We start from the raw sequence: 23865 nt of genomic DNA, 5'->3' as shown, positions 1-23865 counted from the left end.
CCCCCTTATTAAGGGGGGTTAGGGGGGATCCCATCTTCTCCTTTTCAGCCTATAAACACCGTACCTACTGCGATTACTTGTCCTACTGGTAAATCAGCAGGATCATTACACGTTTCAGCAATATCCCCGTTACGGGCAGCTGCTTTACCGTTAATTTTTACCGTTGGGCTACCAATTTTAATCGTTCCTTTATTAGCAGGAGGACTTTGAAAGGAAGTGCCAGGAGGTGTGGGAATATGAGGTGGGGTATTATCCGCAGTGCTATCTACAGTTGCTGCTGGCATTCCCATAATGTTGACATCACTGCTGAGGTTGCCATTGATAATGCCCGTAAAAGGATGAGGTAGGGGAGTTGGTGTCGGAGGTGTTCCCGGCACGATCACAATATGAGTATCAATAGCGGTAATTTGATCCCCTTGTTTGGCTGCTGGTTGTCCCATAATTAAATTAGACTAGTTGAGATTAATAGTTTGACCTTTAAGATTCATGGTGCTGCTGGCTTTAATATCCATTGCTGCACCGGATTCAACTTTGGTATCTGCTGAAGATTTGATTTCAATATTTTGTGCCTCTAGTTTAATATTACCTTGAGATGCTGATAAAGTAATGTCTCCATCGGTGGTAATAGCAATGGTGTTGTTAGCTGTATCAAAAATAATACTATTTTTCTCGGTTTTATCAACAATTTCAATAGTTTCTGCCCCCTCTTCATCATTGAGACGGATGACATGACCGCTACGGGATTTGATTACCCGGATATTATTAGCACCATCTTCATTAGTTGCTGGTGGTAATTCTTTACCATTCCACAAAGACCCGATAATATAGGGCAAACGGACATCACCATGTTCAAAAGCTACTAATACTTCATCATCTACTTCTGGCAAAAAATAAATCCCTCGTTCATTTCCTGCCATTAGTGTAGCTATTCGCGCCCAGTCACTTTCGTCTTCATCACTTAGCCAGGGGTATTTCACTTTAACCCGACCTAGTCCTTCTGGGTCTTCATTGTTGGTAACTACACCAACTACGACACCATAAATACGAGAAGCATGAGCTTCCCTTTGCCCCGTATCAGTTAATAGGTCAAATAACTTCATGTGCTATTCCTCCGAGCTGTAAAATGGGTACGATATCCCGACTGGGCGTGATAATGATTAACAGTGGCAGTGACATAATACTGACCGTTGAAGCGTTTTGCTAAGCCCTCAATCTTGATGACTTTGCCTGCTCGTAAATCTGTACGCCCCCAACAAACCCCTTCACCAGTAACTAAGGTCAGTGCGACATTATTGAAGCGGGCTTTGGCAAATTGATCTGCTTCTGCTTGAGTTAATACTGGGCGATCGCTTACTTGAACAACTGCTGTACTAAAAGCGTCTTCAACCAGGGCAGCACCACTTTTTTTTCCCCCCATTTTTGAAACTTCATCCCCAACTTTTGCTTGTCCAACAATCTCTTGCTTTTCTTTAGGATTCCAACCCCGCACTGTTAACTCACTTATTTGGCCCATAGAAGATAAATGGGGATAAAATTCCATCAAGTCATCCTCAAAGCTCAGGGTTAGAATCTCACTTTCGGCATTACCTACAGGTCGGAAAAATAGGGTTTTATCTTCAACAACTACTTCGTAGTTAATCCGTTTGGCTCTCTGTTGCAAAAACTCAATGTCCGTTTGCTCGGCTTGTAAAATATATTCATGCACTACCTGGCTATCTTCAACTTTAGCCGTAAGTCCTGCATCCCTAGCAATTTTGGCAGCAATATCACTATCTTTCTGCTGGAGGAAGGTTTGGGTTTTTTTACCTAGCTGGAGACGATGGCGACGGTCATAACCCCGCACCGTTAACCTGGGCAGTCTATCAAAGGCAAATTCTGGGTCTATGCCGGTAATTTCACCAATAATCAGGGTTTCTAAATCATCATCATAGCCGAGTTTAACTTCTACAACATTGCCAATGGCAAAGAGTTTTTCGTCATCAATCCAAGTAGTTTCTTCTTGCTTAGTATCTGAATCTGTAAGTTCCAGTGTAAACATGCCTGGTAATTTCACATCATGGTCAACGGTAAGACTAATGACGTGCAATTCCGCTTCCACAGGCAACGGTGAGCCGTTGATGATAATCTCAAAATTAGGAACAAGAGGGCTTTCGCGGTTAGCAACTGGCATAGATCATTTCTATTTGAGTTGTGAACAGAATCTCTTAGGGAAAGGCAAGAGGCAAGAGGCAAAAGGCAAGAGTGAATCAAGTATATAGGGATTTTTGGAGCAGGGAGCAGGGAGCATTATGAAAGAGCTTGGAGGATTTTTTGGTGTTATGAAAAATCAGCAAGATTGTTCATGACCTATTAGCTGATAGCTGATAGCTGATAGCTGATAGCTGATAGCTGATAGCTTACAGAAATGCTATATATCATTCCTCTCAACCTAATTTTGGGATAGTTAAGGTTTGACCAATGTATTTTTCTAAGTTACGTGGATCATCAAGTTGATTAGCTTCGGCAATAATGCGCCAAAGTTTAGGATTCCGGTAAAATTGGGCGGATATATTGCTTAACGTATCGCCACCGTTGATAATACGAGTGGTGAGTTCAGGATCAGTTTGACGTTTGTCTGCTAATGGACCGAGAAATTCTAGGACAGTAAGGTTTAAATTGGCTCTGAGGGGTTGACCATTGCCTTTAAAGAGGGTGAAGTTTTGGGTCAAACTGGTAATGACACCAATAAAAGGGAAATCGGAACCAACAGGAGCGCCACCCCAAGAAATTTCACAAACTGGCGGATGCTGTTCATCTCGCTCAATGCGAGTTAGAGCCACAATTTTGTTGGTTTCTTGTCGCACATCCTGAAAAATAAGGCTTTCAGTGACATCGAAAAACAGTTCCAACGTTAGCTGACGACTACCTCCTCCTTTAAAGTCCACAGTGGGGGCATTAACCTTTCTTTGGGTTTTGCATTCTTCTCCAGTGGAGTTGTCCACTGGTCCCCAGTTGACTGTTTTACTGATAGAATAAGATTCTGGATTGAATTGTACTGAAATTGCAGCCCCCTTTTTTTCTAAAGGTGTAATCGTCAGCTTGCTTAATATTTGTTTTACTAATGCCATTTTCCGATTCCTCGACGTTCCCTTTCTACCATTAGTTTACGAGCCAGAATACGACTGACTTTTTCAGCCACTTTGGTTAAATCTATCCCTGATGCTGATGCTGTTTCTGGGGTAGACATCGGGGTTGTGGCATTTCCCGACTTTGCTTGAACGGTAGAGTTTTCCACTGCATTGGTTTGACGTGCGATCGCTCCATTTGGTTTTATTTGGGTGATTGCTAGAGGTAGAGGCAGTTTCTGATGATGGGAGCTTGTGGTTGATAACCCTTTACTAGCCTCTATGGTATTAGCCTCGATGGTATTGGTAGTTTTCAGCCAAACCCTGTTTAACTCAGATGAGGAAGATAACTGGGTAGGGGTTGTGGAAACTACACTAGGGTTACTAGCAATTGAGGCTTTTTGGGATAGTTGTACAGGTAAATTTCCCTGCTGTTTCTGTATGATACCAGTTGGTTGATAGTTTTTTTCTGCTAGTTTGGTTTGGATAATTCCTTTACTTAAAGGTTGATTTTTAGCTTGAATCGTGCTTTGGTATGATGGACTATTTGTTTTAGCCAGAGGTAAATCTGGACTAGAGTTACTGTGAGTTATAGTTTGGGAATGACTAGCTTTACTTATGGTATCACCTTGAGAGGTAATCTGACCTAATTTGGGATAATTCGGGATAACTTTTGCTTGAATTACTGTATCTGAGCTATCCTCTTTTCTAGATACTTGACTTTGGTATGATGGATTATTCGTTTTTGCCAGAGGTAAATCTGGACTAGAGTTACTGTGAGTTATAGTTTGGGAATGACTAGCTTTACTTATGGTATAACCTTGAGAGGTAATCTGACCTGATTTGGGCTGATTCGGGATAATTTTGGCTTGAATTACTGTCTCCTCGTTATCCTCTTTTCTAGATACTGTAGTTGGGGATGAGGCACTTGTAGTTTTTGCCAGAGGGAAATCTAGACTAGAGTTACTGTGACTTATAGTTTGGGAATGACTAGCTTTACTTAGGGTGGGACTTTCAGAGATTAGTTTACCAGAATTTGGCGAGAGTTTAGCTTGAATTACAGTCTCCTCGTTATCCTCTTTTCTAGATACTTGACTTGGGGATGAGGCACTTGTAGTTTTAGCGAGAGGTAAATCTAGACTAGAGTTACTGTGACTTATAGTTTGGGAATGACTAGCTTTACTTATGGTGGGACTTTCAGAGATTAGTTTACCAGAATTTGGCGAGAGTTTAGCTTGAATTACAGTCTCCTCGTTATCCTCTTTTCTAGATACTTGACTTGGGGATGAGGCACTTGTAGTTTTAGCGAGAGGTAAATCTGGACTAGAGTTACTGTGACTTCTAGTTTGGGAATGACTAGCTTTACTTATGGTGGGACTTTCAGAGATTAGTTTACCAGAAGTTGGCGAGAGTTTAGCTTGAATTACAGTCTCCTCGTTATCCTCTTTTCTAGATACTTGACTTGGGGATGAGGCACTTGTAGTTTTAGCCAGAGGTAAATCTGGACTAGAGTTACTGTGACTTCTAGTTTGGGAATGACTAGCTTTACTTATGGTGGGACTTTCAGAGATTAGTTTACCGGAAGTTGGCGAGAGTTTAGCTTGAATTACTGTATCTGAGCTATCCTCTTTTCTAGACACTGTAGTTGGGGATGAGGCACTTGTAGTTTTAGCGAGAGGTAAATCTGGACTAGAGTTACTGTGACTTATAGTTTGGGAATGACTAGCTTTACTTATGGTGGGAGTTTGAGAGATTAGTTTACCAGAATTTGGCGAGAGTTTAGCTTGAATTACCGTATCCTCGTTATCCTCTTTTCTAGATACTGTAGTTGGGGATGAGGCACTTGTAGTTTTAGCGAGAGGTAAATCTGGACTAGAGTTACTGTGACTTATAGTTTGGGAATGACTAGCTTTACTTATGGTGGTACCTTGAGAGATTAGTTTACCAGAAGTTGGCGAGAGTTTAGCTTGAATTACAGTATCCTCGTTATCGTCTTTTCTAGACACTGTAGTTGGAGATGATGGACTATTGGTTTGAGCAAGAGGTAGATCTGGAATAGATTTACTTTGAACTCTAGCAACATTACTAGGGCGTGTCTTCAAACTCGGAGATCCCCCTAAATCCCCCTTAAAAAAGGGGGACTTTGAGTATGGCTCCCCCCTTATTAAGGGGGGCTGGGGGGGATCTAAATCTTGCGGAAAACTTTGAAAATACGCCCTAGCATTAGCTGCTGTCATGGTTGCTTTTCGACTAATCCGCAAGGTTCCCGATTTTTCAGGGTAGGGAGGTGACGAAGAGCTACTGGTTTCAGGTTTAGTTTGAGTTACTGTAGAATTGGTACTCGATTTAGTAATAGATTTAGTATCTCTTTGGGCTTGTACAGCATGAGACTCATGACGTGATAAGGTATTAACTTCTGCCAAGGTTGCTTTGCGATTAATCTTAAGCTGTGGTTGTGTTCCTTGCCTACTTCCTTTCTCCCCAGTGTCCTTAATTGTATTCCCAAGGGGACTAGAGGAAGCAGACTTAGGCTTTTTTTCTACCAATGAAACTGGGGTTGTAGTCTGGTTGTGGTTAGTTTCTTTGACCAATGGCTTGGTCATTACTGTTACTTTCTGGGATATTGCTGGGCGTTGCTGAATTGAAGTATGAATGGGCGATCGTCTGGTTTTGGTCAAGCCCCCTAAATCCCCCAACTTTGGGGGACTTTCAGAGTTTTGTTCCCCCCAGCGAGGGATTGCTCGCTGGGGGGCTAGGGGGGCGGAATCATACCCAGAATCAGCAACGCCTATTGCTGTCGGACTTTTCCCTACAATTTCCCTACTATTGTCCCTACTATTATGAAATGCTATTGGTTGAGTCTGCACAAAGGTTTGAGCTGTTTTTCCCGTTCCTGAATAGCCGTCAGGATTGACTCGCCATTGCCCATCAAAACCGTCGGCTGATTCTGTGCGCTGTCGCTGAAGACGTGACATGATCGCTGTAGGCTGCAAAACTCCAGAACCATAACGGAATTTTACTTGTTCCGGTAACATGGACTTTTGTACAAGTCTTCCCGCCGTCCCTTGAGTAGCTTGGTAATGAGAATGTAACTGCTGGGTATTAATGACCCCAGCAGGTTTAACCAGTCGCCGCTGTAGACGTTGCCCTAAGGTTGAACTGTAAGGAGAATCTTCCATTGTTTTGTTGCAATATAAAGAGCAGGGAGCAGGGAGCAGGGAGCAGGGAGCAGTAACGGGCAAGATGCCCGTTCCACCCACCAGGTCAAGTAGCTTTTAACAGATGCACCCCAGCTCAATAGCGATCGCTAATTTTGTGAGCCTTTAGATAAACTCTATCTGAACGGGCAAGATGCCCGTTCCACCCACCAGGTCAAGTAGCTTTTAACAGATGCACCCCAGCTCAATAGCGATCGCTAATTTTGTGAGCCTTTAGATAAACTCTATCTGAACGGGCAAGATGCCCGTTCCACCCACCAGATCAAGTAGCTTTTAACAGATGCACCCCAGCTCAATAGCGATCGCTAATTCTGTGAGCCTTCAGATAAACTCTATCTGACCGGTTTGGGCATTCAAACGTCGATTAATCTGGGCAATTTCCTCCACCCACCGTCGCCGCTGACTGTGTTCCATGGCCATGATAGATTCATAGTGCCAATGAAAGTGGTAGGCCAGATAGGCTACCTCCTGATGGAGTTGATCCAGGGGGTAGCCTAATATTCCCCCGACATATCTAGTTCCACGGCAAAATCTTTTTCACAGTGGGGACAGATAATCTGGAGCGATCGCATGCCATTGCCATTGATCCGATTGTAAAGATCCTGCAAATAAGCCAAGTCTGAGGCAAATAACCCTTCAATCACTTTTGGGTTAATCATTTCCACAGAACCGATGCGGGTGACCACCCGAGATAGCAGAATCACAATTAAATAGGCTGGGTTAGATTGTACGCGGGGGTCTTTCAGGGGCACAATTTCATCAGCAGCCGTCGCCAATCGCATTGTCCCTTCCCGATGTAAATTCCCCTGTTTGTCCACATAACCTGCTGGTAATGTAAACTCATACTCAGTTTGCAGCATTGTTGCTTGGTCAGGAATGGTGAGATTAGTCATAATTTATACCCGCTCCAGACGTTCACAACTCACGGTAAGGGTATCAATGGCAACATCACTTCCCTTGGCATCCAAACTAGGTGCTTCATACTTACTAGCCCAGGCATTGAAGAAGTTCCAGCGTACTTTCTCCTGTCCGGTATCATCAAGCAGAATGATGGAACCATTTTTGCGTTCAACCTTGCCATTGACTGCGGCTAAGTGCCAGTCATAGAGTTCACGGGAATCGGTTATTCCCCATTTCAGGGAAATATCAGGATAACTGGCTTTCCCTCGCAGCTTACGTACTGTAGCATCGTCTCCACCTTCACGATATTCAACGACTTCTACTTCAGAACCAAAACCACTACATTCAGAAAATCCTGCCTGAACAATACCATCAATTTCCATCAGGAAACGAAAGTTCTTATAGGGATCAACTCTTGCCATGACTAAATCTCCTTTCCAGTTAGTTCAAAAGTTTATAGGGTTTCGTTGAGGAGATGTAAACCTAGGAGATATTTTTTTATTTTAAAATAAAACTCCGGATCTCTTTCCCCTCTTGCCTTTTGCCTTTTGCCTTTTGCCTTTTGCCTTTTGCCTTTTTCGGCAATTCGCGTGTTTACAACCCAGATATAAATGCGCTTATTACTCACCAGCGGTTTGCTGGATGCGGAAGATAACAAATTCCGCAGGCTTGACAATGGCTACCCCAATCAGGGCAACGACTTGGCCTAACTCTCTTACTTCTTTGGGATTGGTTTCCGCGTCACATTTAACAAAGAAAGCTTGCTCTGGTGTTTCCCCAAACAAAGCTCCATCGCGCCATTCATTTAACAAGAAGTCACCTACTGTCCGTTTAATCCGTTGCCACAGGGCTAGATTATTCGGTTCAAAGACAGCAAATTGAGTACCATCATCAATCGACTCTTGTAGGTAGTTGAAATAGCGACGGGTACTGACGTAGCGAAAATCAGCATTAGCATCATCTGCCATAGTCCGGGCTCCCCAGACTTTAATGGTGCCTTTGAAAGAACGGATAACGTTAATCCCTTCCGGATTTAAACCATCCTGCTGGGCTTTACTAATGGGACGACTGACATCGAGGGCATTAACAATAACTTCGTTAGCAGGTGCTTTAAACACTCCCCGGGTGGCATCATTACGAGCATAGATTCCAGCAAGATGACCACTAGGAGGTATAGTATCTGGGGCATTGCTAACGGGATCAAAGACTTTAATCCAAGGATAGTAGATAGCAGCATAGCTGGCTTGCTGACTACGACCAACAGGACGGATACCGCTTACATTGCTAGGTTCTTGATCTGCATCACCATCTAAGATGGCCACTCTATCTCCCATCTTGGCGCAGTGAGCGATAATAGCAGTGTGTTGAATATCACTGATTGCTCCAGGGACGGCAACAATGGTGATTTCATCCTCTGTTTCAAACTTCTCTAACTCTTCAGCCGGGTTATCAATGTCTGTTGCAGCGGCAACCCGCAGTACATAACAACGGGAACCTCCGTTGAAGAAGAAGCCATACACCCCATGGGCTAAGATTTTATTGCCCTCTTGGAAATCACCAAACCTAGTTTTGAACTCTTCCCAACTGGTAATTAATGTTGGTTCACCTGCGGTCGTCAGCTCATACGGGGCAGGAACAGGATTACCCTGATCATCTAAAACAGGGTTACCATCACTATCATTTTGAAACTGTCCTGGTTGCTGTGGCATAGTAACATTATCAGCTACCACACCAATAAACCCAGCGACACTGGTTGCAACTCCAGCAACAGGTAGGGAAGCGGGTGGCACGTATTCAACATATACGCCTGGCGAAAGATACTGTGGCATAATTCTTACTCCTTGATAATCACGAAAATTACTGCTGTAACTCCAGGTTGTAATTACTTGTGCTGGTTTCTACTGGGATAGTGATAGTAACCTCCTGTACACCATCGTCTAACTGCACCCGTAAGGTATAAGCACCAGCAGGAATTGACCCGATGCTATAGTTTCCATCTCTATCAGTGGCTGCCCTGAGATTACGCTCAACCAAAATAACCGTTGCGCCAACAACAGGGTTATTCTCAGCATCCGTAACTCGCCCACCAATCCGGAAAAATTGTTGTTCGGTGCCTGGCACCAGTTGTTCTGAGCATGGTGAAATCCGCTCACCTAATTGCCAATTTTGAGTAATGACAATCGGGGTTGGCTCTGGCTCAAATAGTTCCTTGATCGCAATGGTTACTGTGACTGTGATGGAAGGACGTAATTGATTCCCCAAGGCAGTCCAAAACTCAGCAGTGCTTTGTACTCCATCTAGTTGAGCAGTTACCATTGGTAAGGCTGGTTCTTGCCCAGCAAGTCGGGTATTTTCTAAAAAAGGTATTTCTGGAATAGTTGGATAGGCTAAGAATACTTGCAGCACTTGGCTGAGTAATCGGTGTTCTTGCAGGGGTAATTCTTCGCCACCAATGGGCCAAGCTGTGACTAAATAAGAACAGGCTATGCGCTTTGGAGGATTATGAATAATTGCCTGTCCATTGCGCCTCTCGATCGTTGGTTCATTATTACGTAGTTCCAGGTGTTCCCGAATATCGTACAGAAATAAATTCACCGTCGTCTGTCCAGGACTAAACGTTTCTGAGGGACGCTCAAAGGAAATTTGAGCCTCCGCTAATTCTGGAAACCTCGACGATAGGCTGGTCTGTTCCAAAATCATTCTCAACACTTGACTCAGATCGCTAATCATCCTGACTGACCGGGTTGGATTTACTGAGCAGCCACGCACCAGACTCTCAAAGCCTAGGGCGTGTTTGTCAACGTAATTATTATTAATTTTTCAGAGATCCTGTACAAGTCACGTTTTCTAGCTAGTCAAGTTTGACTAACTCATTTGAACTAATCGATTTGGACTAGCAAAATTTTGTGACTTGTGTGTGAAATCCAAAATTGATAAATTAACGCTATTCCTCTGTAGATAGGGAGATGGGTAGATGGGTAGATGGGGAAATAGAGAGATGGGGAGATCGGGAAATGGGGAGATAAAATTGATGGCTAGCCGTAATTTACAGAATTGCTCTAAAAACTGCTATTTTAATGGGAGTGACGTCTTTAAAATGCTGATAACTCCCCTTTTCAGCCAACTTGATTCCAAGCAATGGATCTGTGTACTGGATCCAGCTTTGGCGCTCTCCTATTATGGAGTCCACATTGCTCAGCAGCTAGGAGAAATAATGGAACTCTGGATAGCAAGAGAGCTTTGGCATATTCTTAACAATACTAAGTTTTATTTACAACAACCAGAACTGCTTATTCCCAAAAGCACTCTCAATGAAAAGGCATCTGAACAGGAGAAAGCAACCTTAGAGAGTGTGATTTGGTCACTTAAAGAGTGGAAAGGATTACAAACCGAGAATGATTTGCTAGGACTAAATCTATTCTGGCTGGGGGATAGTCTCAGGGAGTCTTTACTGCCAAAAGGTACAACTACCAAGCTCTTGCCACGATGGGAATATTTAGCACGCTTATTAGATCGACGCATTAACCAGTCACAGGGGACCAATGATACTTTAATGGCGTCATTCCGGGATACTGTAGCTCTAAGTGCGAGTTTAGGTTCTGCTTTTATACTGAGCTATCAGAATCCTACAGATTTTAGTGATAATCGCCCTCCAGATATCTGCAAAGCTTTGGACAACTTGGGAATCTCTTGTCAACTGGTCAGTCCGCAGGATCGAATTGTGGCTTTGGAATCGGACTACTTACGCCAGTTGATGATTTACACCGGACTGGCAAAACTGTTATGGGAAGGGCTTCATTTGTGTGTTATACATCTTGTGACACCTGCAGTTACAGCATCTGAAAGAATGTCTAAGCTGTCTTGGAGCGATAACGTTGCCTGTGATCCTGAAGACTTGGGGAATTTCCCAGAGTTGAAGAAGGATCTATGGATAAATACTAAAGCGTTCTGGTATAGTCTTTCGATGTGAGATGTAAACATAGAACTAAACCCTTTAGAGAAGAGAAAACTCCGGATCGGCTAACAGGAGTAAGGAATACAGCGTTTTTTTGATTAGAAAAAATAACCATCTAGTTTTACAACTCATTTGTAAAGCCTAGAGAAATTATAAGTTTTTTAACAATTTAATTCCTTTTTGATTCCTATTCAACAAAATGGAAGGGGGGGTAAGACCATCTATGGATCTGATCTTCCTAAATCATTTGTGAATAGTTATAGCAATCGGTGTAATGGTGTTGACAAATTCAAGGAACGAAGCTATGCAGCGAAGTTTTAGGGAGCTAAATCATTCCCTGATTCAAAGTTACCTATTTCCTATTCCCTACACACAGCGCTATAGTTTTTGCGTCAGCAGTCAGCCCTCAGCAGTCAGCAGTCAGCAGTCAGCCGTAGCCCTAATCGCTGTTCGCTAATAGCTGAACGCGCACGCGTGCGCGTAGCGCATAAACTGAAAACTGAACGCGCACGCGTGCGCGTAGCGCTAATCGCTGTTCGCTAATAGCTGATAGCTGATAGCTGATAGCTGATAGCTATCAGCTTACTTTTATCTTTCCCCAGGTTCCGCTCATCAATCAAACAGGATGTTTATAGGTACTTGACATTTTTATTATGAAAGAGAAACTTAATTTTCCTCTTTATCGTCAAGATATAGCTAGTAAAGATCTAGAATCAGAGTTAGGAAATCAAGTGATTGGTAAGCTGTTTATCAATAATTCTTGTTTTTTAGTTTGTGAAACAAACCACGAATTTAAAAGTAGTTTAGGGTCTAGCTCTAATTCAGCCCCTGAAAGCAGTTGTCCTTTGAATGCAGTTGGTTATCTGGAGGTAAATGGAAAAGTTTATGCAATTACAGAATTCCAAGACAATACTACTTCCGCCACATCTCATCTTGCTAGTCTCTTAACAGAACGAGAGTTACAAATTGTTACTCTTGTTGCTTCAGGTCAGTCTAATAAGCTAATTGCTAAACAGCTTGAAATTAGTGAATGGACAGTTTCCGCTCATCTACGTCGGATCTTCCTGAAGCTGGATGTCGATAGTCGAGCCGCTATGGTTTATCAATGTGCTCCTTTGATTCAGCAATTAGAAATGAATTAGCTATAGCCTGAGTAACTGCTATCAGCGGTCAGCGGTCAGCGGTCAGCGGTCAGCGGTCAGCGGTCAGCGGTCAGCGGTCAGCTATTAGCTGAATGGTTACCCATAATCTTGTATGGCATGGGATGCGAACGCGCCCCGCGTGACCTACGGTCAATCGCATTATCTGGCCGAGGACTGGATGCGATCGCATGATCTGGTCAGGGTATTGGATGCGATCGCATGATCTGGTCAGGGTATTGGATGCGATCGCATGATCTGGTACGGGTATTGGATGCGATCGCTTAATCTGGTCGGGCACTGGATGCGATCGCTTAATCTGGTCGGGCACTGGATGCGATCGCATCATCTGGTCGGGCACTGGATGCGATCGCTTCATCTGGTCGGGCACTGGATGCGATCGCATGATCTGGTACGGGTATTGGATGCGATCGCTTAATCTGGTCGGGCACTGGATGCGATGCTCTGAAAGAGCCGCTACGCGAACGCATTTTATTCTAATGATGTAGACAGGCTTTTTAGTACTTTAACTCTTACCTACTCTATGCTCCCTAATTTTAGATCATAAGCTCCCTTTTTATATCAGTAAATTTCAAAATACTGTCAAATTAAATAACACCTAACTGAGTCTATAAATAGCTAATAATAATAGTTGTAAATAAATATTTTAAAAAAAATTAACCCTTGCATTTTTTCGAGGAGTTATGTATACTATAAGTACAGACTGAAACTAATAGCCGCGCTGGTCATAGCCGTTAACCTTCACCAACGCGGCTTTCCTCCCAACCAAGTAGGAGTTACTTCCATAATGGCAGAAAAGCGATGCAGCGCGGTCTTGGGGGTTCCCCCCGGAGACCAAACCTTAGACAGTTGAGCCTTTATGGTTGGTCGGCTATGCAGAAAAGGGGTAAAACTTATTGATTAAGGCTCAACTGTCTTACGGTAAATTCAAACCATGAGCGACTGCATCAAGACAATCACGATCATCAATCCCAAGGTTTCAGCAACCTACCGGTGCTAATGATGCTGGTTTGGTTAAGAGTTGGAATTTTTTACTCTTTTACGCTTGCGGCGTTACCCTGTCGAGGGCGCACCCTACAATATCCTGGGATTAGCCCAAAGGGTTAGGGCTTGGCCTACGCACTGGCAATCAAGCCCAAAGGGCTACGCTACGCGAACGCTTTAAAATACAAGATTATGAAAGTCAAAGAAGTGATTAAAGTGTTAGAGGGAGATGGCTGGTATCTTGCTAGGACAAGAGGAAGTCATAGACAATATAAGCATCCCTCAAAGTCTGGTACGGTAACAGTATCGGGTAAATCAAGTGTTGAGGTTCCAATTGGGACTCTTAAAAATATATGGCGACAAGCTCAAATAGAGGAGGACAAAATTTAATGCGCTATGCAGTTGTTATTGAAAAAGGAAAAAATAGCTACGGTGCTTATGTTCCCGATCTTCCTGGGTGTGTTGCGGTGGCAGAAACATTAGAAGAGGTTAAACAATTAATAACTGAGGCAGTGATGTTTCATTTGGAAGGATTAAAAGAAGATGGATTAACTGCTCCTGAATCAGTGTCATTCTGTGAGTATATTGAGGTGGCTTAGGGCGCACCCATCACACTCAACCAGAAACGATACCGTGCGGTATTCAGATTAGATTAGTCATTTATCCTGTGAAACAGGAGGTAATTGTTCAATGGCTGTAGAGCAATATCGCCAGTATATTCGACATCTTCTTTCGGAACGTGCTCAACGGGCTTCACGGCAAACAATTGCACCAGAATACGAGGTTCATACTGTCTTTGATACAGAGCAGGATCACTACCAACTGCTCTATGTTGGTTGGCGTGGGAATAAACGTGATTTTGGCTGTATTTTACATGTTGATATCAAGGGTGGAAAAATTTGGATTCAGCATGACGGCACGGAAGAGGGACTTGCCAACCGATTAGTGGAAATGGGAGTGCCTAAACACGATATTGTTTTAGCTTTTCATGAACCTGAAGTACGTGAGTTTACCGGTTTTGGTATAGGTTAAGGGTTAGAATAGATTTACAGATTAACCCGAAAAATACGGCAGTTTCCATAACTATCAAGTACACAGAATTGTTTTCCTGCTCCCTGCTCCCTGCTCCCTGCTCCCTGCTCCCTGCTCCCTGCTCCCTGCTCCCTGCTCCCTGCTCCCTGCTCCCTGCTCCCTAAAAACCCAGAACATGGAAACCACAAATCAACCCTTAGATCAATGGCGTAAAAACCTAGAAAATATTTTAAAGTATTACGCCAATCTTCCTTACCGTTATGGTGATGTAAGCACCTCTGTAATTATCAGTAGCGATAGCAATCATTTTATGCTGCTCCATGAAGGCTGGGAAAACCATTGCCGTGTATATGGTACTATAGTTCATGCTGAAATCCGCGATGGTAAAATCTGGATTCACTACGATGGGATTAAGGATGGTATCACGGATGAATTGGTTGCCACAGGAGTACCGAAGGATAAGATTGTTCTTGCTTTTCATCCCCCTGATATTCGTCAACATACTGGATATGGGATTGCATAGCAAAGGGAACAGTCCAGTAAGGTGATAATGATGTTTTTTTGGTTAATATGCTGAATCCGATCAAGTAAAGCCAGTGGTTGTTAAGCCAATTTACCGACTGTAGTAAGTAATTTTTTGGAATCGCTATTTAGTAGCAACCCTTGTCTGTCTTCGACATCTGAAAGGTCTTCCAGCATTTCTACTAAATAACCATTTGCTTCTGCTACACACCAACAATAGGGATTCATTTTGTCCGGATGTCCTTCTGGTAAATCTGTTGCCACCAGAGTTTGATAAGACCTAGCCAGAAGCTTCGCTAACCACAAATAATCTTTGCCTAGTGAAACTCCCTTTGTATAGGAAATAGTTATATCCATAGGAAAACCTATGTCATAGTCATTTATCATTACAAATGCTTCGGCTTGACTATCAGGATAGTTTAAGGTTTCACACCTTAAATCGAGGGTTTGAGATAAAAATTGAATCAACTCATATTCATCTACTACTTTATTTAGGTAAAATTGCATGTCTGTAGACAACATAACTTACGGCGGTTTGCATAACCATCAGGTACACAGAACGGGCTAAGATAGGATGACATTGTCTTATGAAGGTTTTTGATATGACAAGTTTATTACAGTATGTCACAAATGAACAGGGAGAACGAGTTGGGGTTTTATTGGATTGGAACACCTATTCTCGACTCGCTAATCCATTAGGGTTGGATGAGGAGTGTTTACTTGGTTTGAGTGTAGATGAGTTAGAAGCACTGGCAAGTTGTAAATTGGCTGTGGCAGATCAAACTCGTTTGGATGATTTAGTGGCGAGAAATGTAGAATCATTGCTCTGCACTGATGAGGTGGCTGAGTTAGATGACTTGTTGGGAAAGGCGGATAAATTGACAGTTCTCAAAACTCGCGCCAGATATACACTCTTTGTGCTTAGAAAATGGGACAACGGCAGCGTGAGTGTTTAGATTCGGATTCAGTTACAGCGACAAATTCGTAATCGCTTTAGTTATTCTATTTATCAACAATTTTGATTCTTATTTTTCAGACGTTGAGCGAGTAGACAATCCTCAAAGCTCAATGCTTCTTCGTCTAGGAAGTTGGAAATTGCCATTTCAATGGTAGCTTCCAGGGAACATTCCAATTCCGTAGACTTTTCCTGGAGTGCAACTTTGATGTAGTCAGGTAAATACTTGACAAGCTGAGCGATCGCTTCTGGGGAAAGGTGTTGGGTGGTGAAGGTTTGAGTCATAATTCTCTCGGGATTTTTACGTTGTAGGGGGGATTGGTAGCTTGGAGGATGAGGGTTTCTAGTTCATATAATAACCCTGGTCTTTGCCAGTGGTTGAGAGTGACGAAGGCAATTCTCACGTCGTCTGGATCGTAGCGATCGAGCCAGCCCCAGAGAAAAGCTTTATGTCCGCCCCTTAGTCTGTCTCGTAGGTTTTTGGCTTTGCCGATGTAGAGTAACCCTTCGGACGAGTGCCGAAATGCGTATAAGCCTACTCTGGGAGGGATAGTGTCAAACTTGCGGCTGAGGGGTTGACATTGCTCGAAGGGAGTAAAAGCAAGGGTGTCGAGGATTTGGCGGGCTTCTTGTTGGATAGAGTCAGACATGAGAACACTAGAGCGTATTTGCCCGATTTTATATTGAATGATCGCCCCTATCGATTGCTTCGGTGGGTTACATATCACCGCGAAGCACCCGACAATATAGTGGGATTAGCTCAACGGGCTAGGGGTTAGCCTACGCACTTTCAACGCTTCTTGAGAATTGAGTTTACGCTTTCCGTTTAATATATCTAAAATCGTTTGCTCTTGCTCAAAAATACCTAACAAATCTTGTATCCTTAGATTATAGTCTTCCATTAATGTCTGTAATAATTATGCATCGGTTAATTCGGGAAATTGTTCAGTTTTTTCTTCATAGTCATAGACTAACATCCCTAATACCCTGAGATAATCTTGATCATCTTGATTAAGCGGTTTTTGATCTAATAGGTCGTTGATTCTTTGTTGGGTGGCGATTAAGTCAGCATCATTTGTAATGGGACGGGGCGCAAATTCGGTGATTAATTTAAGGTAATAAGGACTAGGTTTGGTTAAACCAGTTGTCATTTTTCCATTTCTCCTTATCCTAGTCTGCCTTAGTATACTATTCTGGGGAATATCATAAAGCAGAACAATTTCACCAGGACGCGATTAACGTAATTGAAAAGTTCTACGGTCCCAATCACCCTAACCTAGCAGTGCATAAAGCAAGTTTGGCACTGACCTACAAAACCCTGGGGCGCTTGACCGAGGCCATTGAATTGTATCAAGAGTGCATCAAGTCCCTGAACTCAAGTTACGGCAACAATCATCCCCAAGTGGGAATGTACCTGAGTGACTTGGCTTGGCTGATCTCGGAAGAGAGTAACGAATTGGACAAGTTAAAGCTAGCTGTTAGCTTTTTCCACAAATCGCTCAGCATCCTCAGGCCAGTGTTAGACCCCAATCATCCTAGTATTCGCAATGCCCGGAAGGGGCTAACTGTGCTCTACGGTCGAATCGGGAATCGGGAATCGGGAATCGGGAATCGGGAGTAGGGAGTAGGCAAGAGGCAAGAGGCAAGAGGCAAGAGGCAAGAGTTTACTAGAACAGCTTTTGCTGCTTGTATCAATCTCAAACACTAGCTCAGGCTATTGAGAGGTGGGATTAGTGGAAAGGGCTAGGGATTTGCCTCCTTTGGAGCCGCTAAAAGCGATTGGCCTACGGTCACGCTACGCGAACGCACTATGCTAATAGACGATCAATCGCGCTAAGATAAGCTAAGGTAAGGTCCACTCATTCTACTGGCAATGGAAGTTCTAAAACTGACGACTAAGACTGATGAATCTGGTTGTTTGAATCTTACGATTCCGACCCATTTAAGGGCAGTTGAGGTTAATGTTGTCCTTGTTTTAGATCCAGTTTCATCAGTTGAGAAGCAGGAATTAAACTATGATTTTTCTGATTTGGTGGGGCGATTAACCTTTGGGGGAGATGCGGTAGCAATGCAAAGGAATCTAAGGGATGAGTGGTAATCGCTATTTTCTGGATACGAATGCAATTGTAGCCCTACTGCAAGGAAATACTCAACTAATTCAATTATTACAAAATGCTGAGTGGATCGGGATTTCAGTCATTAGCCAAATTGAGTTTCTGGCGTTTTCTGGGCTAGCCGAAAGCGATTGCCAACTTTTTCAACAGTTTCTTCAGCGAGTAGAGGTGATCGGTTTAGTGTCTATTGACACTGGGTTAATTGAGAAAATTATTGAAATTCGCCAGCAATATAGGTTGAAATTGCCCGATGCTATAATTGCGGCGATGGCTATACAAAATTATGCCAGTTTGGTGACCGCTGATCAAGAATTTGCGAAGGTAACGGTTTTAAAAGTAATTAATTGGTAGCGACTGCCCTATATAGCACTACCCATTAAGGTGTTTGACATTGATACAAGCAGCAAAAGCTATTTATATGCTTCATGTTTTCCAGAAAAAAACACAGAAGACCTCAAAGCGGGACATTCAACTAGGACAGAAGCGTTATCAGGAGATGGTTCAGTTTAGAAAGGAACAAAAGGATAAACATAAAAATGACTGATGAAAAAACCGTCAACGTCCTGTTAGGGGATGACAATGTATTTAAAGATTTGGGATTTGAGGCAGAAGAAGCAATGAATCTCAAGGTAAGAGCGGATCTGATGTTAGATTTACGTTCCTATATTCAGGAGCGGGGATGGAATCAAAATGAGGCAGCAGAGTTTTTGGGAGAAACCCAACCGAGGATTAGTAATTTAATGAATGGTGAAATTAGTCGATTCAGTGTGGATAAGTTAATTAATTTGCTAGGAAAAGTAGGGATGGAAGTGAAGGTAGAAGTCGTCCCGAAAGTTTAATAGTTGTAAGCTATCAGCTAAAGGCTGACGGCTGACCACTGACGGCTAAATGGATACCATTAGACAAAACAGTTTCAAGCTATTAACATCAAATTATCAAATAATTTCTAAAAACTATCATGTTTAGTCTGAGTGACATCCATCCACTCTCAGAATTCCAACGGAGCGCTAAAGCCTTTATCGCAAGGCTCAAACAAACTAAAGCACCAATGGTTCTTACTGTTAATGGCAAAGCTGCTGCAGTTGTTCAAGATGCTGAAAGCTATCAGCAACTTCTCGATAGGATGGAATTGCTTGAGTCTATTGCGGGCATCCGGAAGAGTATTGAGGAGTTTGAGCAAGGAGAAGGTATTCCGTTAAAGGAAGCATTTCAGCAGCTTCAGGAAAAATATGACCTACCAGATTGAAATCTCTCCTACTGCAGTGGCAGATATTGAAAGTATTTTTCTTTGGATAAAGGAGGATTCAGCGGAACGAGCTTATCGCTGGGTAAGAGGATGTTATGAAGTGATGTTGACCCTGGAAAACTTTCCGAGGCGTTGCTCACTAGCCCTCGAAAGTAAGTATATGGGTATTGAGGTGCGCCAACTTCTCTATAAAAAGCAATTCTATATTTTATTCACGGTCAGTGAAGCAGTCGAAGAACAGGAAGGAATTGTTCGCATTCATCGTGTTCGCCGTGGTTCTCAACAGAGGCTCGAAAGTATAGATCAACTTTTAGGTGATGATCCAGAAATCTAAAGCACGTTTATTAAGCTATTGAATCGAGTGAGTGCTGGGTTCGAGATACGAAATCAGGTTAAGTTATTGGTCGTTGATTCGGAAAGTGAGGTGATTGAGCAATGGATAGATTAAAGCGTTATCGGGAAATTGTCCAGGAAGTTTTCACAGACTATCATCAGATCAATCAAAAATCTGGTTCTACAACTGAAAGTGCTTTAGCGTTTGATCAGCTACAGGATCAGTATCTTTTGCTGCTGATGGGTTGGTGGAAAGATGAACGGATTAAGAGTGTGATGATTCATATCCGTTTAAAGGATAACAAGATTTGGATTGAGGAAGATTGGACCGAGGAAGGGGTGGCGACAGATTTGTTACAGAAGGGGATACCACCAGAGGAGATTGTTTTAGCATTTCATCCACCTCATCTGAGACAATATAGTGAATTTGCGAACGCGCCCCGCGTGACCTACGGTCAATCGCACTAACTAGGCTGCTGTATTGATAGTTGGTTCGGGAAGATTTTCACCTGTTTCTTGATAGGCTATTACCAAAGATTCTAAAGCTTCAGTTCCATTATTAACCGCTTCTTCATAAGTATCGCCATGACTCCGCCATTGTTGTCCGGGGAAGTCGGGAAAACCAACTAAAAAACAATTATCTTCTTCTGACCATTGAATTATCATTTGATATTTAAGTTTGATCATTATTAAGATTACCTAGTACTTCATCAATAGCTTTTTGTACATTCTTTTCTTGATAGGGTTTAGCATCGTTTCCGTCTTTACCTGAAACTGTTAGTTTTCCAGCATAAAGAGGATGTATCCAGTTTGTATGACTTCCTTTACCTCGTATTTCTGTAAAACCCGCTTGGTGAAGCATTTGTTTGAGTTCTATGAGGTGCGCTTTCCGCATTAAGAATTAAATTCGCCACGGGTCGCACCTCCTGATTTTCTTTGGCATTGGGTAGAGATTTTACATATTACCTAGTGTATCTAACTCAAAGCTAGATTAAAATCTCAACTGGTGAAAGTGGCTTAAGTAGCGTGCCAAATTTTTGTGCGAATATTGTGAAGCAGTACGGTCTTGGGGTTTCCCCAAGTAGAGTAACTGCTGAACCCGGAGGGTCAAGAAGCGCGAACAGTGGCAATAGCTTACTTTTGCTGAACTGTTTTTTAAGCTTTTACCACAGTCCCATGGCAATGCGATCGCGTAGCGTAGCCCTTCGGGCTAATCGCAAAAATTCAAAGTATCTCGGGTAGGCTCCTCAATCCCAGATCTCATCCATCTTGAGCACAAATCCAGGTAAAACTAGCTCACCACTCACCGTCGCTGGATTATCCAGCTGTTCAACTTCCGCCCCAAGACGATATACATAAACTTGGCGCTGATCTGGGTCAATCAGCCAACCGAGCAAAGTTCCATTTGACCTATACTCTGCCATTTTGTCTTGCAAGTTTTTCAGGCGATCACTTCCAGAACGTAGCTCAATCACAAAATCAGGGCATAGGGGTACAAACTTCTTTCGTTGTTCTTTAGTTAGGGATTCCCACCTCTCAAGCTTGACCCAAGCAACATCAGGAGAACGATTGGCTCCATTGGGAAGTATAAAGCCAGTAGAAGAATCAAAACCTTTCCCCGTACCATCTTGGCATACCCAATTACCAAACTGAACAATCAAGTCAAAATTGCGACCGCCAGTTTCCCCTCCTGTAGGAGTCATAATAATAAGCCTTCCATCTTGCTCCCGTTCGATCCGTAACTCCCGATTAAGCTGACAAAAAGCAAAGAATTCGTCATCACTCATATCAAAAGCGGGACGAGTCTTGAGCTCTAAGGGCGTTGCTAGTTGTGGTGTGATCGATCCAGTCATAATTATCAGGGGCGATTTGCCTTCCCCAACAGGCATCTTGGTGGAACCGGCATCTTGGTGGAACCGGCATCTTGCCGGTTACAATTTCCACCCTTATCCCTCTACTTTCTTATTAGCCTTATATAGATTTTAGATCAATTCGCGATTAGCTCCATAGCTACCTATGTCATACTCAAATTACCCAAAGAATAGAAACGTTACACTAGAAACGCTCCTCACCATCTGCGACCATGCCATCTACCAGTCAACCCCTGAACTATCCCAAAAGCCCCAAATCCGACCAAGTCGATGATTACCACGGTACTCTAGTTGCTGACCCTTACCGGTGGCTAGAAGACCCAGATTCAGAGGAAACTAAAGCTTGGGTAGAAGCACAAAATCAAGTCACCTTTGGTTATCTCAGCGAAATACCAACACGGGAAACACTTAAGCAGCGCATCACCAAGCTATGGAATTACGAGAAATATAGCAGTCCCTTTAAAAAAGGCGATCGCTACTTTTATTTCAAAAACGATGGTCTTCAGAACCAAAGTGTTCTCTACACCTTGACCTCCCTGGATGCTGAACCAACCCTATTACTTGACCCCAACACCCTTTCAGAAGACGGTACCGTTGCCCTATCAGGTTTAGCCTTTAGTAAAGATGGCAAGCTGCTGGCCTATGGTCTGTCTAGGTCTGGTTCTGACTGGCAAGAGTGGCAAGTGCGGGAGGTGGAAACCGGTCTTGACCTCTCGGATCAGATTAAGTGGGTAAAGTTTTCTGGGGCATCTTGGACTGACGACAATCAAGGTTTCTTCTATAGCCGCTTCGATGAACCCAATGAAGCTACTAAGTTAGAAGACCTCAATTATTATCAAAAGCTCTATTATCATAAGTTGGGCACACCCCAGTCAGAAGATAGTCTGATTTATGAGCGCCCTGACCATAAAAAATGGTTCTTTAGTGGTCGAGTCACTGAAGATGGTAATTATCTTATCATTATAGTTGACCAGGGTACTGACCCTAAGAATCTGGTGTTTTATAAAAATTTGCAAGACCCAGATTCCCCAGTTGTGGAACTCATTAACGAATTTGATGCCAGCTATAGCTTCATCGGGAATGATCAATCAGTATTTTGGTTCAGCACAGACTTAGATGCCCCTCGTAGTCGAGTTATTGCCATAGATACTAATCATCCTGAGCAGGCACAGTGGCAAGAAGTAATTCCCCAAGCTGATGAAACCCTAGAAGGTGTAGGCTTACTCAACAACCAATTTGTGGCCGATTACCTCAAAGATGCTCACTCCTCTATGAAAATTTTTGACCTGGATGGTTCCTTTGTACGGCAAGTCGAATTACCTGGTATTGGTTCCGTTGGTGGTTTCAATGGCTTACGTTATGATACTGAAACCTTCTACAGCTATACCAGCTTCACCACCCCTGCAACCATCTATCGCTACGACATGGTAAGTGGGGAAAGTACCATTTTCCGGCAGCCCCAGGTAGACTTTAATCCCGATGACTACGAGACCAAACAAGTTTTCTACCCTAGCAAAGATGGCACCCAAGTGCCTATGTTTATCACCCACAAGAAGGGATTGGAGTTAGATAGCAATAACCCCACTTACCTCTATGGCTACGGCGGCTTTAATATCTCCATAACCCCCAATTTCTCCATTAGCAATCTGGTATGGATGGAAATGGGAGGTGTTTATGCTGTTGCCAATCTCCGTGGTGGCGGTGAGTATGGGGAAGATTGGCACCAATCTGGGACAAAACTCAACAAGCAAAATGTATTTGATGATTTCATAGGGGCGGCGGAGTGGCTAATTGGTGCTCAGTACACCTCACCCAAGAAACTTGCGATCGCAGGCGGTAGCAATGGGGGATTATTGGTCGGTGCTTGCATGACTCAGCGTCCAGACTTGTTCGGTGCAGCCGTACCAGCTGTGGGAGTACTAGATATGTTGCGCTTCCATAAATTTACCATTGGTTGGGCCTGGTGTTCCGATTTCGGTTCCCCAGATAACCCAGAAGAATTTAAAGCCCTTTACGCCTATTCCCCATTACACAATCTCAAACCAGGAACCGCTTATCCCGCTACCCTGATTACCACCGCTGACCATGATGACCGGGTTGTCCCTGCCCATAGTTTCAAATTTGCCGCAGCCTTGCAGGAGGCCCATGAAGGGGAACAACCAGTGTTAATTCGGATTGAGACCAAAGCAGGCCATGGTGCAGGGAAGCCCACCAGTAAGATAATTGAGGAGATTGCTGATAAGTGGGCGTTCTTAGTCAGAAGGCTAGAGGTAGAGGTTTAGAGGGTAAACAGACCATGATTTGCCTAGGATTTTAAGGGTAGGATTTAGGAGACAATTCACGATATAGCACTACGCATTAAGATGTTTGACATTGTCTTGATGCAGTCGCTCATGGGGGAAACCACGCCAGTTGCTCATGGTTTGTTCGCGTTCGCCTTTGGCGTGGCCTACGGCCAAGCGTGGCCTACG

General features: G+C 43.3%; 36 protein-coding genes and 1 pseudogene. 17 read left to right on the top strand and 20 right to left on the bottom strand.

What is annotated here, in order from left to right:
- Positions 1–44: 44 nt before the first annotated feature.
- The 10 genes from BJP34_RS08615 to BJP34_RS08575 all read right to left on the bottom strand — a co-directional run bounded on the left by BJP34_RS08615 (position 45) and on the right by BJP34_RS08575 (position 9952).
- Entirely contained in the window at positions 45–440 is a 396-nt protein-coding gene (locus BJP34_RS08615; protein ID WP_070391989.1) for a PAAR domain-containing protein, read from the bottom strand.
- Between the two features lie 12 nt (positions 441–452).
- Positions 453–1100 (bottom strand): phage baseplate assembly protein V, encoded by a 648-nt coding sequence (locus BJP34_RS08610; RefSeq protein ID WP_070391988.1) that lies wholly within the window; start codon positions 1098–1100, stop codon positions 453–455.
- Positions 1097–2170 (bottom strand): phage late control D family protein, encoded by a 1074-nt coding sequence (locus BJP34_RS08605; protein ID WP_070391987.1) that lies wholly within the window; start codon positions 2168–2170, stop codon positions 1097–1099. The genes BJP34_RS08610 and BJP34_RS08605 overlap by 4 nt, the downstream gene beginning before the upstream one ends.
- A gap of 253 nt (positions 2171–2423) precedes the next feature.
- Positions 2424–3107: a CIS tube protein gene (locus BJP34_RS08600; RefSeq protein WP_070391986.1), complete on the bottom strand. Its 684-nt coding sequence runs from the start codon at positions 3105–3107 to the stop codon at positions 2424–2426.
- Positions 3098–6364 carry a hypothetical protein gene (locus BJP34_RS08595; protein ID WP_149030868.1) on the bottom strand — a complete coding sequence of 1089 codons (3267 nt, stop codon included), beginning with the start codon at positions 6362–6364 and terminating at the stop codon, positions 3098–3100. The genes BJP34_RS08600 and BJP34_RS08595 overlap by 10 nt, the downstream gene beginning before the upstream one ends.
- 279 nt (positions 6365–6643) lie before the next feature.
- The gene (locus BJP34_RS49970; RefSeq protein WP_324611077.1) at positions 6644–6808 is read right to left on the bottom strand and encodes a DUF6760 family protein; all 165 of its coding nucleotides are present in this window, start codon (positions 6806–6808) and stop codon (positions 6644–6646) included.
- A gap of 8 nt (positions 6809–6816) precedes the next feature.
- The gene (locus BJP34_RS08590) at positions 6817–7215 is read right to left on the bottom strand and encodes a phage tail assembly protein (RefSeq protein ID WP_324611036.1); all 399 of its coding nucleotides are present in this window, start codon (positions 7213–7215) and stop codon (positions 6817–6819) included.
- A 3-nt stretch (positions 7216–7218) separates the two neighbouring features.
- Positions 7219–7644, bottom strand: a complete 426-nt coding sequence (locus BJP34_RS08585; RefSeq protein WP_070391984.1) for a phage tail protein — start codon at positions 7642–7644, stop codon at positions 7219–7221.
- A gap of 198 nt (positions 7645–7842) precedes the next feature.
- Positions 7843–9051, bottom strand: a complete 1209-nt coding sequence (locus tag BJP34_RS08580; RefSeq protein ID WP_070391983.1) for a phage tail sheath family protein — start codon at positions 9049–9051, stop codon at positions 7843–7845.
- Positions 9052–9079: 28 nt separating this feature from the next.
- Positions 9080–9952, bottom strand: coding sequence for a Pvc16 family protein (locus BJP34_RS08575; protein ID WP_070391982.1), 873 nt, complete (start codon positions 9950–9952; stop codon positions 9080–9082).
- A gap of 244 nt (positions 9953–10196) precedes the next feature.
- Between BJP34_RS08575 and BJP34_RS08570 the strand changes: the two genes are divergently transcribed.
- From BJP34_RS08570 to BJP34_RS08560, 3 genes are all read left to right on the top strand, one after another.
- Entirely contained in the window at positions 10197–11192 is a 996-nt protein-coding gene (locus tag BJP34_RS08570; protein ID WP_202972078.1) for a hypothetical protein, read from the top strand.
- A 289-nt stretch (positions 11193–11481) separates the two neighbouring features.
- Positions 11482–11634: a hypothetical protein gene (locus BJP34_RS42765; RefSeq protein ID WP_158517090.1), complete on the top strand. Its 153-nt coding sequence runs from the start codon at positions 11482–11484 to the stop codon at positions 11632–11634.
- A gap of 196 nt (positions 11635–11830) precedes the next feature.
- Positions 11831–12319, top strand: coding sequence for a response regulator transcription factor (locus BJP34_RS08560; RefSeq protein WP_083305058.1), 489 nt, complete (start codon positions 11831–11833; stop codon positions 12317–12319).
- 70 nt (positions 12320–12389) lie between these two features.
- On the opposite strand, the gene BJP34_RS39105 is transcribed toward BJP34_RS08560, so the two are convergent.
- Positions 12390–12722, bottom strand: coding sequence for a hypothetical protein (locus BJP34_RS39105; protein WP_149030867.1), 333 nt, complete (start codon positions 12720–12722; stop codon positions 12390–12392).
- A gap of 725 nt (positions 12723–13447) precedes the next feature.
- On the opposite strand from BJP34_RS39105, the gene BJP34_RS08555 reads away from it, so the two are divergent.
- From BJP34_RS08555 to BJP34_RS08535, 4 genes are all read left to right on the top strand, one after another.
- Positions 13448–13711 (top strand): type II toxin-antitoxin system HicA family toxin, encoded by a 264-nt coding sequence (locus BJP34_RS08555; RefSeq protein WP_229424291.1) that lies wholly within the window; start codon positions 13448–13450, stop codon positions 13709–13711.
- Entirely contained in the window at positions 13711–13920 is a 210-nt protein-coding gene (locus BJP34_RS08550; protein WP_070391980.1) for a type II toxin-antitoxin system HicB family antitoxin, read from the top strand. Before BJP34_RS08555 ends, BJP34_RS08550 begins: the two co-directional genes overlap by 1 nt.
- 91 nt (positions 13921–14011) lie before the next feature.
- The gene (locus tag BJP34_RS08545; protein WP_070391979.1) at positions 14012–14353 is read left to right on the top strand and encodes a XisI protein; all 342 of its coding nucleotides are present in this window, start codon (positions 14012–14014) and stop codon (positions 14351–14353) included.
- A 175-nt stretch (positions 14354–14528) separates the two neighbouring features.
- On the top strand, positions 14529–14876 hold the full coding sequence (locus BJP34_RS08535; protein WP_070391977.1) for a XisI protein: 348 nt from the start codon (positions 14529–14531) through the stop codon (positions 14874–14876).
- A gap of 80 nt (positions 14877–14956) precedes the next feature.
- Here BJP34_RS08535 and BJP34_RS08530 read toward each other — a convergent pair whose 3' ends face one another.
- Positions 14957–15397 (bottom strand): hypothetical protein, encoded by a 441-nt coding sequence (locus BJP34_RS08530; protein WP_149030866.1) that lies wholly within the window; start codon positions 15395–15397, stop codon positions 14957–14959.
- Positions 15398–15477: 80 nt separating this feature from the next.
- Here BJP34_RS08530 and BJP34_RS08525 point away from each other — a divergent pair, with 80 nt between their 5' ends.
- Positions 15478–15831: a hypothetical protein gene (locus BJP34_RS08525; protein ID WP_070396561.1), complete on the top strand. Its 354-nt coding sequence runs from the start codon at positions 15478–15480 to the stop codon at positions 15829–15831.
- A gap of 53 nt (positions 15832–15884) precedes the next feature.
- On the opposite strand, the gene BJP34_RS08520 is transcribed toward BJP34_RS08525, so the two are convergent.
- The 4 genes from BJP34_RS08520 to BJP34_RS08510 all read right to left on the bottom strand — a co-directional run bounded on the left by BJP34_RS08520 (position 15885) and on the right by BJP34_RS08510 (position 16981).
- A complete protein-coding gene (locus tag BJP34_RS08520; protein WP_070391975.1) occupies positions 15885–16115 on the bottom strand; it encodes a hypothetical protein in 231 nt (76 codons plus the stop codon).
- Complete coding sequence (locus BJP34_RS08515) at positions 16112–16480, bottom strand: GIY-YIG nuclease family protein (RefSeq protein WP_070391974.1); 369 nt, start codon at positions 16478–16480, stop codon at positions 16112–16114. Before BJP34_RS08515 ends, BJP34_RS08520 begins: the two co-directional genes overlap by 4 nt.
- Before the next feature lie 105 nt (positions 16481–16585).
- Positions 16586–16732, bottom strand: coding sequence for a hypothetical protein (locus tag BJP34_RS42760; protein ID WP_158517089.1), 147 nt, complete (start codon positions 16730–16732; stop codon positions 16586–16588).
- A gap of 15 nt (positions 16733–16747) precedes the next feature.
- Positions 16748–16981 (bottom strand): transcriptional regulator, encoded by a 234-nt coding sequence (locus BJP34_RS08510; protein WP_070391973.1) that lies wholly within the window; start codon positions 16979–16981, stop codon positions 16748–16750.
- Positions 16982–17028: 47 nt separating this feature from the next.
- On the opposite strand from BJP34_RS08510, the pseudogene BJP34_RS08505 reads away from it, so the two are divergent.
- Positions 17029–17451: pseudogene (locus BJP34_RS08505) on the top strand (tetratricopeptide repeat protein); the annotation flags it as partial.
- On the opposite strand, the gene BJP34_RS48580 reads toward BJP34_RS08505, so the two are convergent.
- Positions 17403–17531 (bottom strand): hypothetical protein, encoded by a 129-nt coding sequence (locus BJP34_RS48580; protein WP_267876516.1) that lies wholly within the window; start codon positions 17529–17531, stop codon positions 17403–17405. The pseudogene BJP34_RS08505 and the gene BJP34_RS48580 overlap by 49 nt on opposite strands.
- 172 nt (positions 17532–17703) lie before the next feature.
- On the opposite strand from BJP34_RS48580, the gene BJP34_RS08500 reads away from it, so the two are divergent.
- From BJP34_RS08500 to BJP34_RS08475, 7 genes are all read left to right on the top strand, one after another.
- Complete coding sequence (locus BJP34_RS08500; protein WP_070391971.1) at positions 17704–17928, top strand: hypothetical protein; 225 nt, start codon at positions 17704–17706, stop codon at positions 17926–17928.
- Positions 17918–18295 carry a type II toxin-antitoxin system VapC family toxin gene (locus tag BJP34_RS08495; RefSeq protein ID WP_070391970.1) on the top strand — a complete coding sequence of 126 codons (378 nt, stop codon included), beginning with the start codon at positions 17918–17920 and terminating at the stop codon, positions 18293–18295. The genes BJP34_RS08500 and BJP34_RS08495 overlap by 11 nt, the downstream gene beginning before the upstream one ends.
- Positions 18296–18329: 34 nt before the next feature.
- Positions 18330–18488, top strand: coding sequence for a type II toxin-antitoxin system RelE/ParE family toxin (locus tag BJP34_RS48575; protein WP_267876515.1), 159 nt, complete (start codon positions 18330–18332; stop codon positions 18486–18488).
- Entirely contained in the window at positions 18481–18783 is a 303-nt protein-coding gene (locus BJP34_RS08490) for a helix-turn-helix domain-containing protein (protein ID WP_070391969.1), read from the top strand. Before BJP34_RS48575 ends, BJP34_RS08490 begins: the two co-directional genes overlap by 8 nt.
- 119 nt (positions 18784–18902) lie before the next feature.
- Entirely contained in the window at positions 18903–19190 is a 288-nt protein-coding gene (locus BJP34_RS08485) for a type II toxin-antitoxin system Phd/YefM family antitoxin (protein WP_070391968.1), read from the top strand.
- Positions 19174–19524, top strand: coding sequence for a type II toxin-antitoxin system RelE/ParE family toxin (locus BJP34_RS08480; RefSeq protein WP_070391967.1), 351 nt, complete (start codon positions 19174–19176; stop codon positions 19522–19524). Before BJP34_RS08485 ends, BJP34_RS08480 begins: the two co-directional genes overlap by 17 nt.
- Before the next feature lie 101 nt (positions 19525–19625).
- Positions 19626–19991, top strand: coding sequence for a XisI protein (locus BJP34_RS08475; RefSeq protein WP_070391966.1), 366 nt, complete (start codon positions 19626–19628; stop codon positions 19989–19991).
- Here the strand turns inward: BJP34_RS08475 and BJP34_RS08470 are convergent, their stop codons facing one another.
- The 3 genes from BJP34_RS08470 to BJP34_RS08460 all read right to left on the bottom strand — a co-directional run bounded on the left by BJP34_RS08470 (position 19992) and on the right by BJP34_RS08460 (position 21376).
- On the bottom strand, positions 19992–20189 hold the full coding sequence (locus BJP34_RS08470; protein ID WP_229415245.1) for a type II toxin-antitoxin system HicB family antitoxin: 198 nt from the start codon (positions 20187–20189) through the stop codon (positions 19992–19994).
- A 7-nt stretch (positions 20190–20196) separates the two neighbouring features.
- Positions 20197–20385: a type II toxin-antitoxin system HicA family toxin gene (locus tag BJP34_RS08465; RefSeq protein WP_075905897.1), complete on the bottom strand. Its 189-nt coding sequence runs from the start codon at positions 20383–20385 to the stop codon at positions 20197–20199.
- Between the two features lie 385 nt (positions 20386–20770).
- The gene (locus tag BJP34_RS08460; protein WP_070396560.1) at positions 20771–21376 is read right to left on the bottom strand and encodes a Uma2 family endonuclease; all 606 of its coding nucleotides are present in this window, start codon (positions 21374–21376) and stop codon (positions 20771–20773) included.
- 230 nt (positions 21377–21606) lie between these two features.
- Between BJP34_RS08460 and BJP34_RS08455 the strand changes: the two genes are divergently transcribed.
- Positions 21607–23676: a prolyl oligopeptidase family serine peptidase gene (locus BJP34_RS08455; RefSeq protein ID WP_070391963.1), complete on the top strand. Its 2070-nt coding sequence runs from the start codon at positions 21607–21609 to the stop codon at positions 23674–23676.
- Positions 23677–23865: the final 189 nt, after the last annotated feature.

It is taken from the genome of Moorena producens PAL-8-15-08-1, assembly GCF_001767235.1.
GTDB lineage: Bacteria > Cyanobacteriota > Cyanobacteriia > Cyanobacteriales > Coleofasciculaceae > Moorena > Moorena producens_A.
Note: the sequence above shows the minus strand (reverse complement) of the source record. Positions and strands in the feature narration are given on the sequence as shown.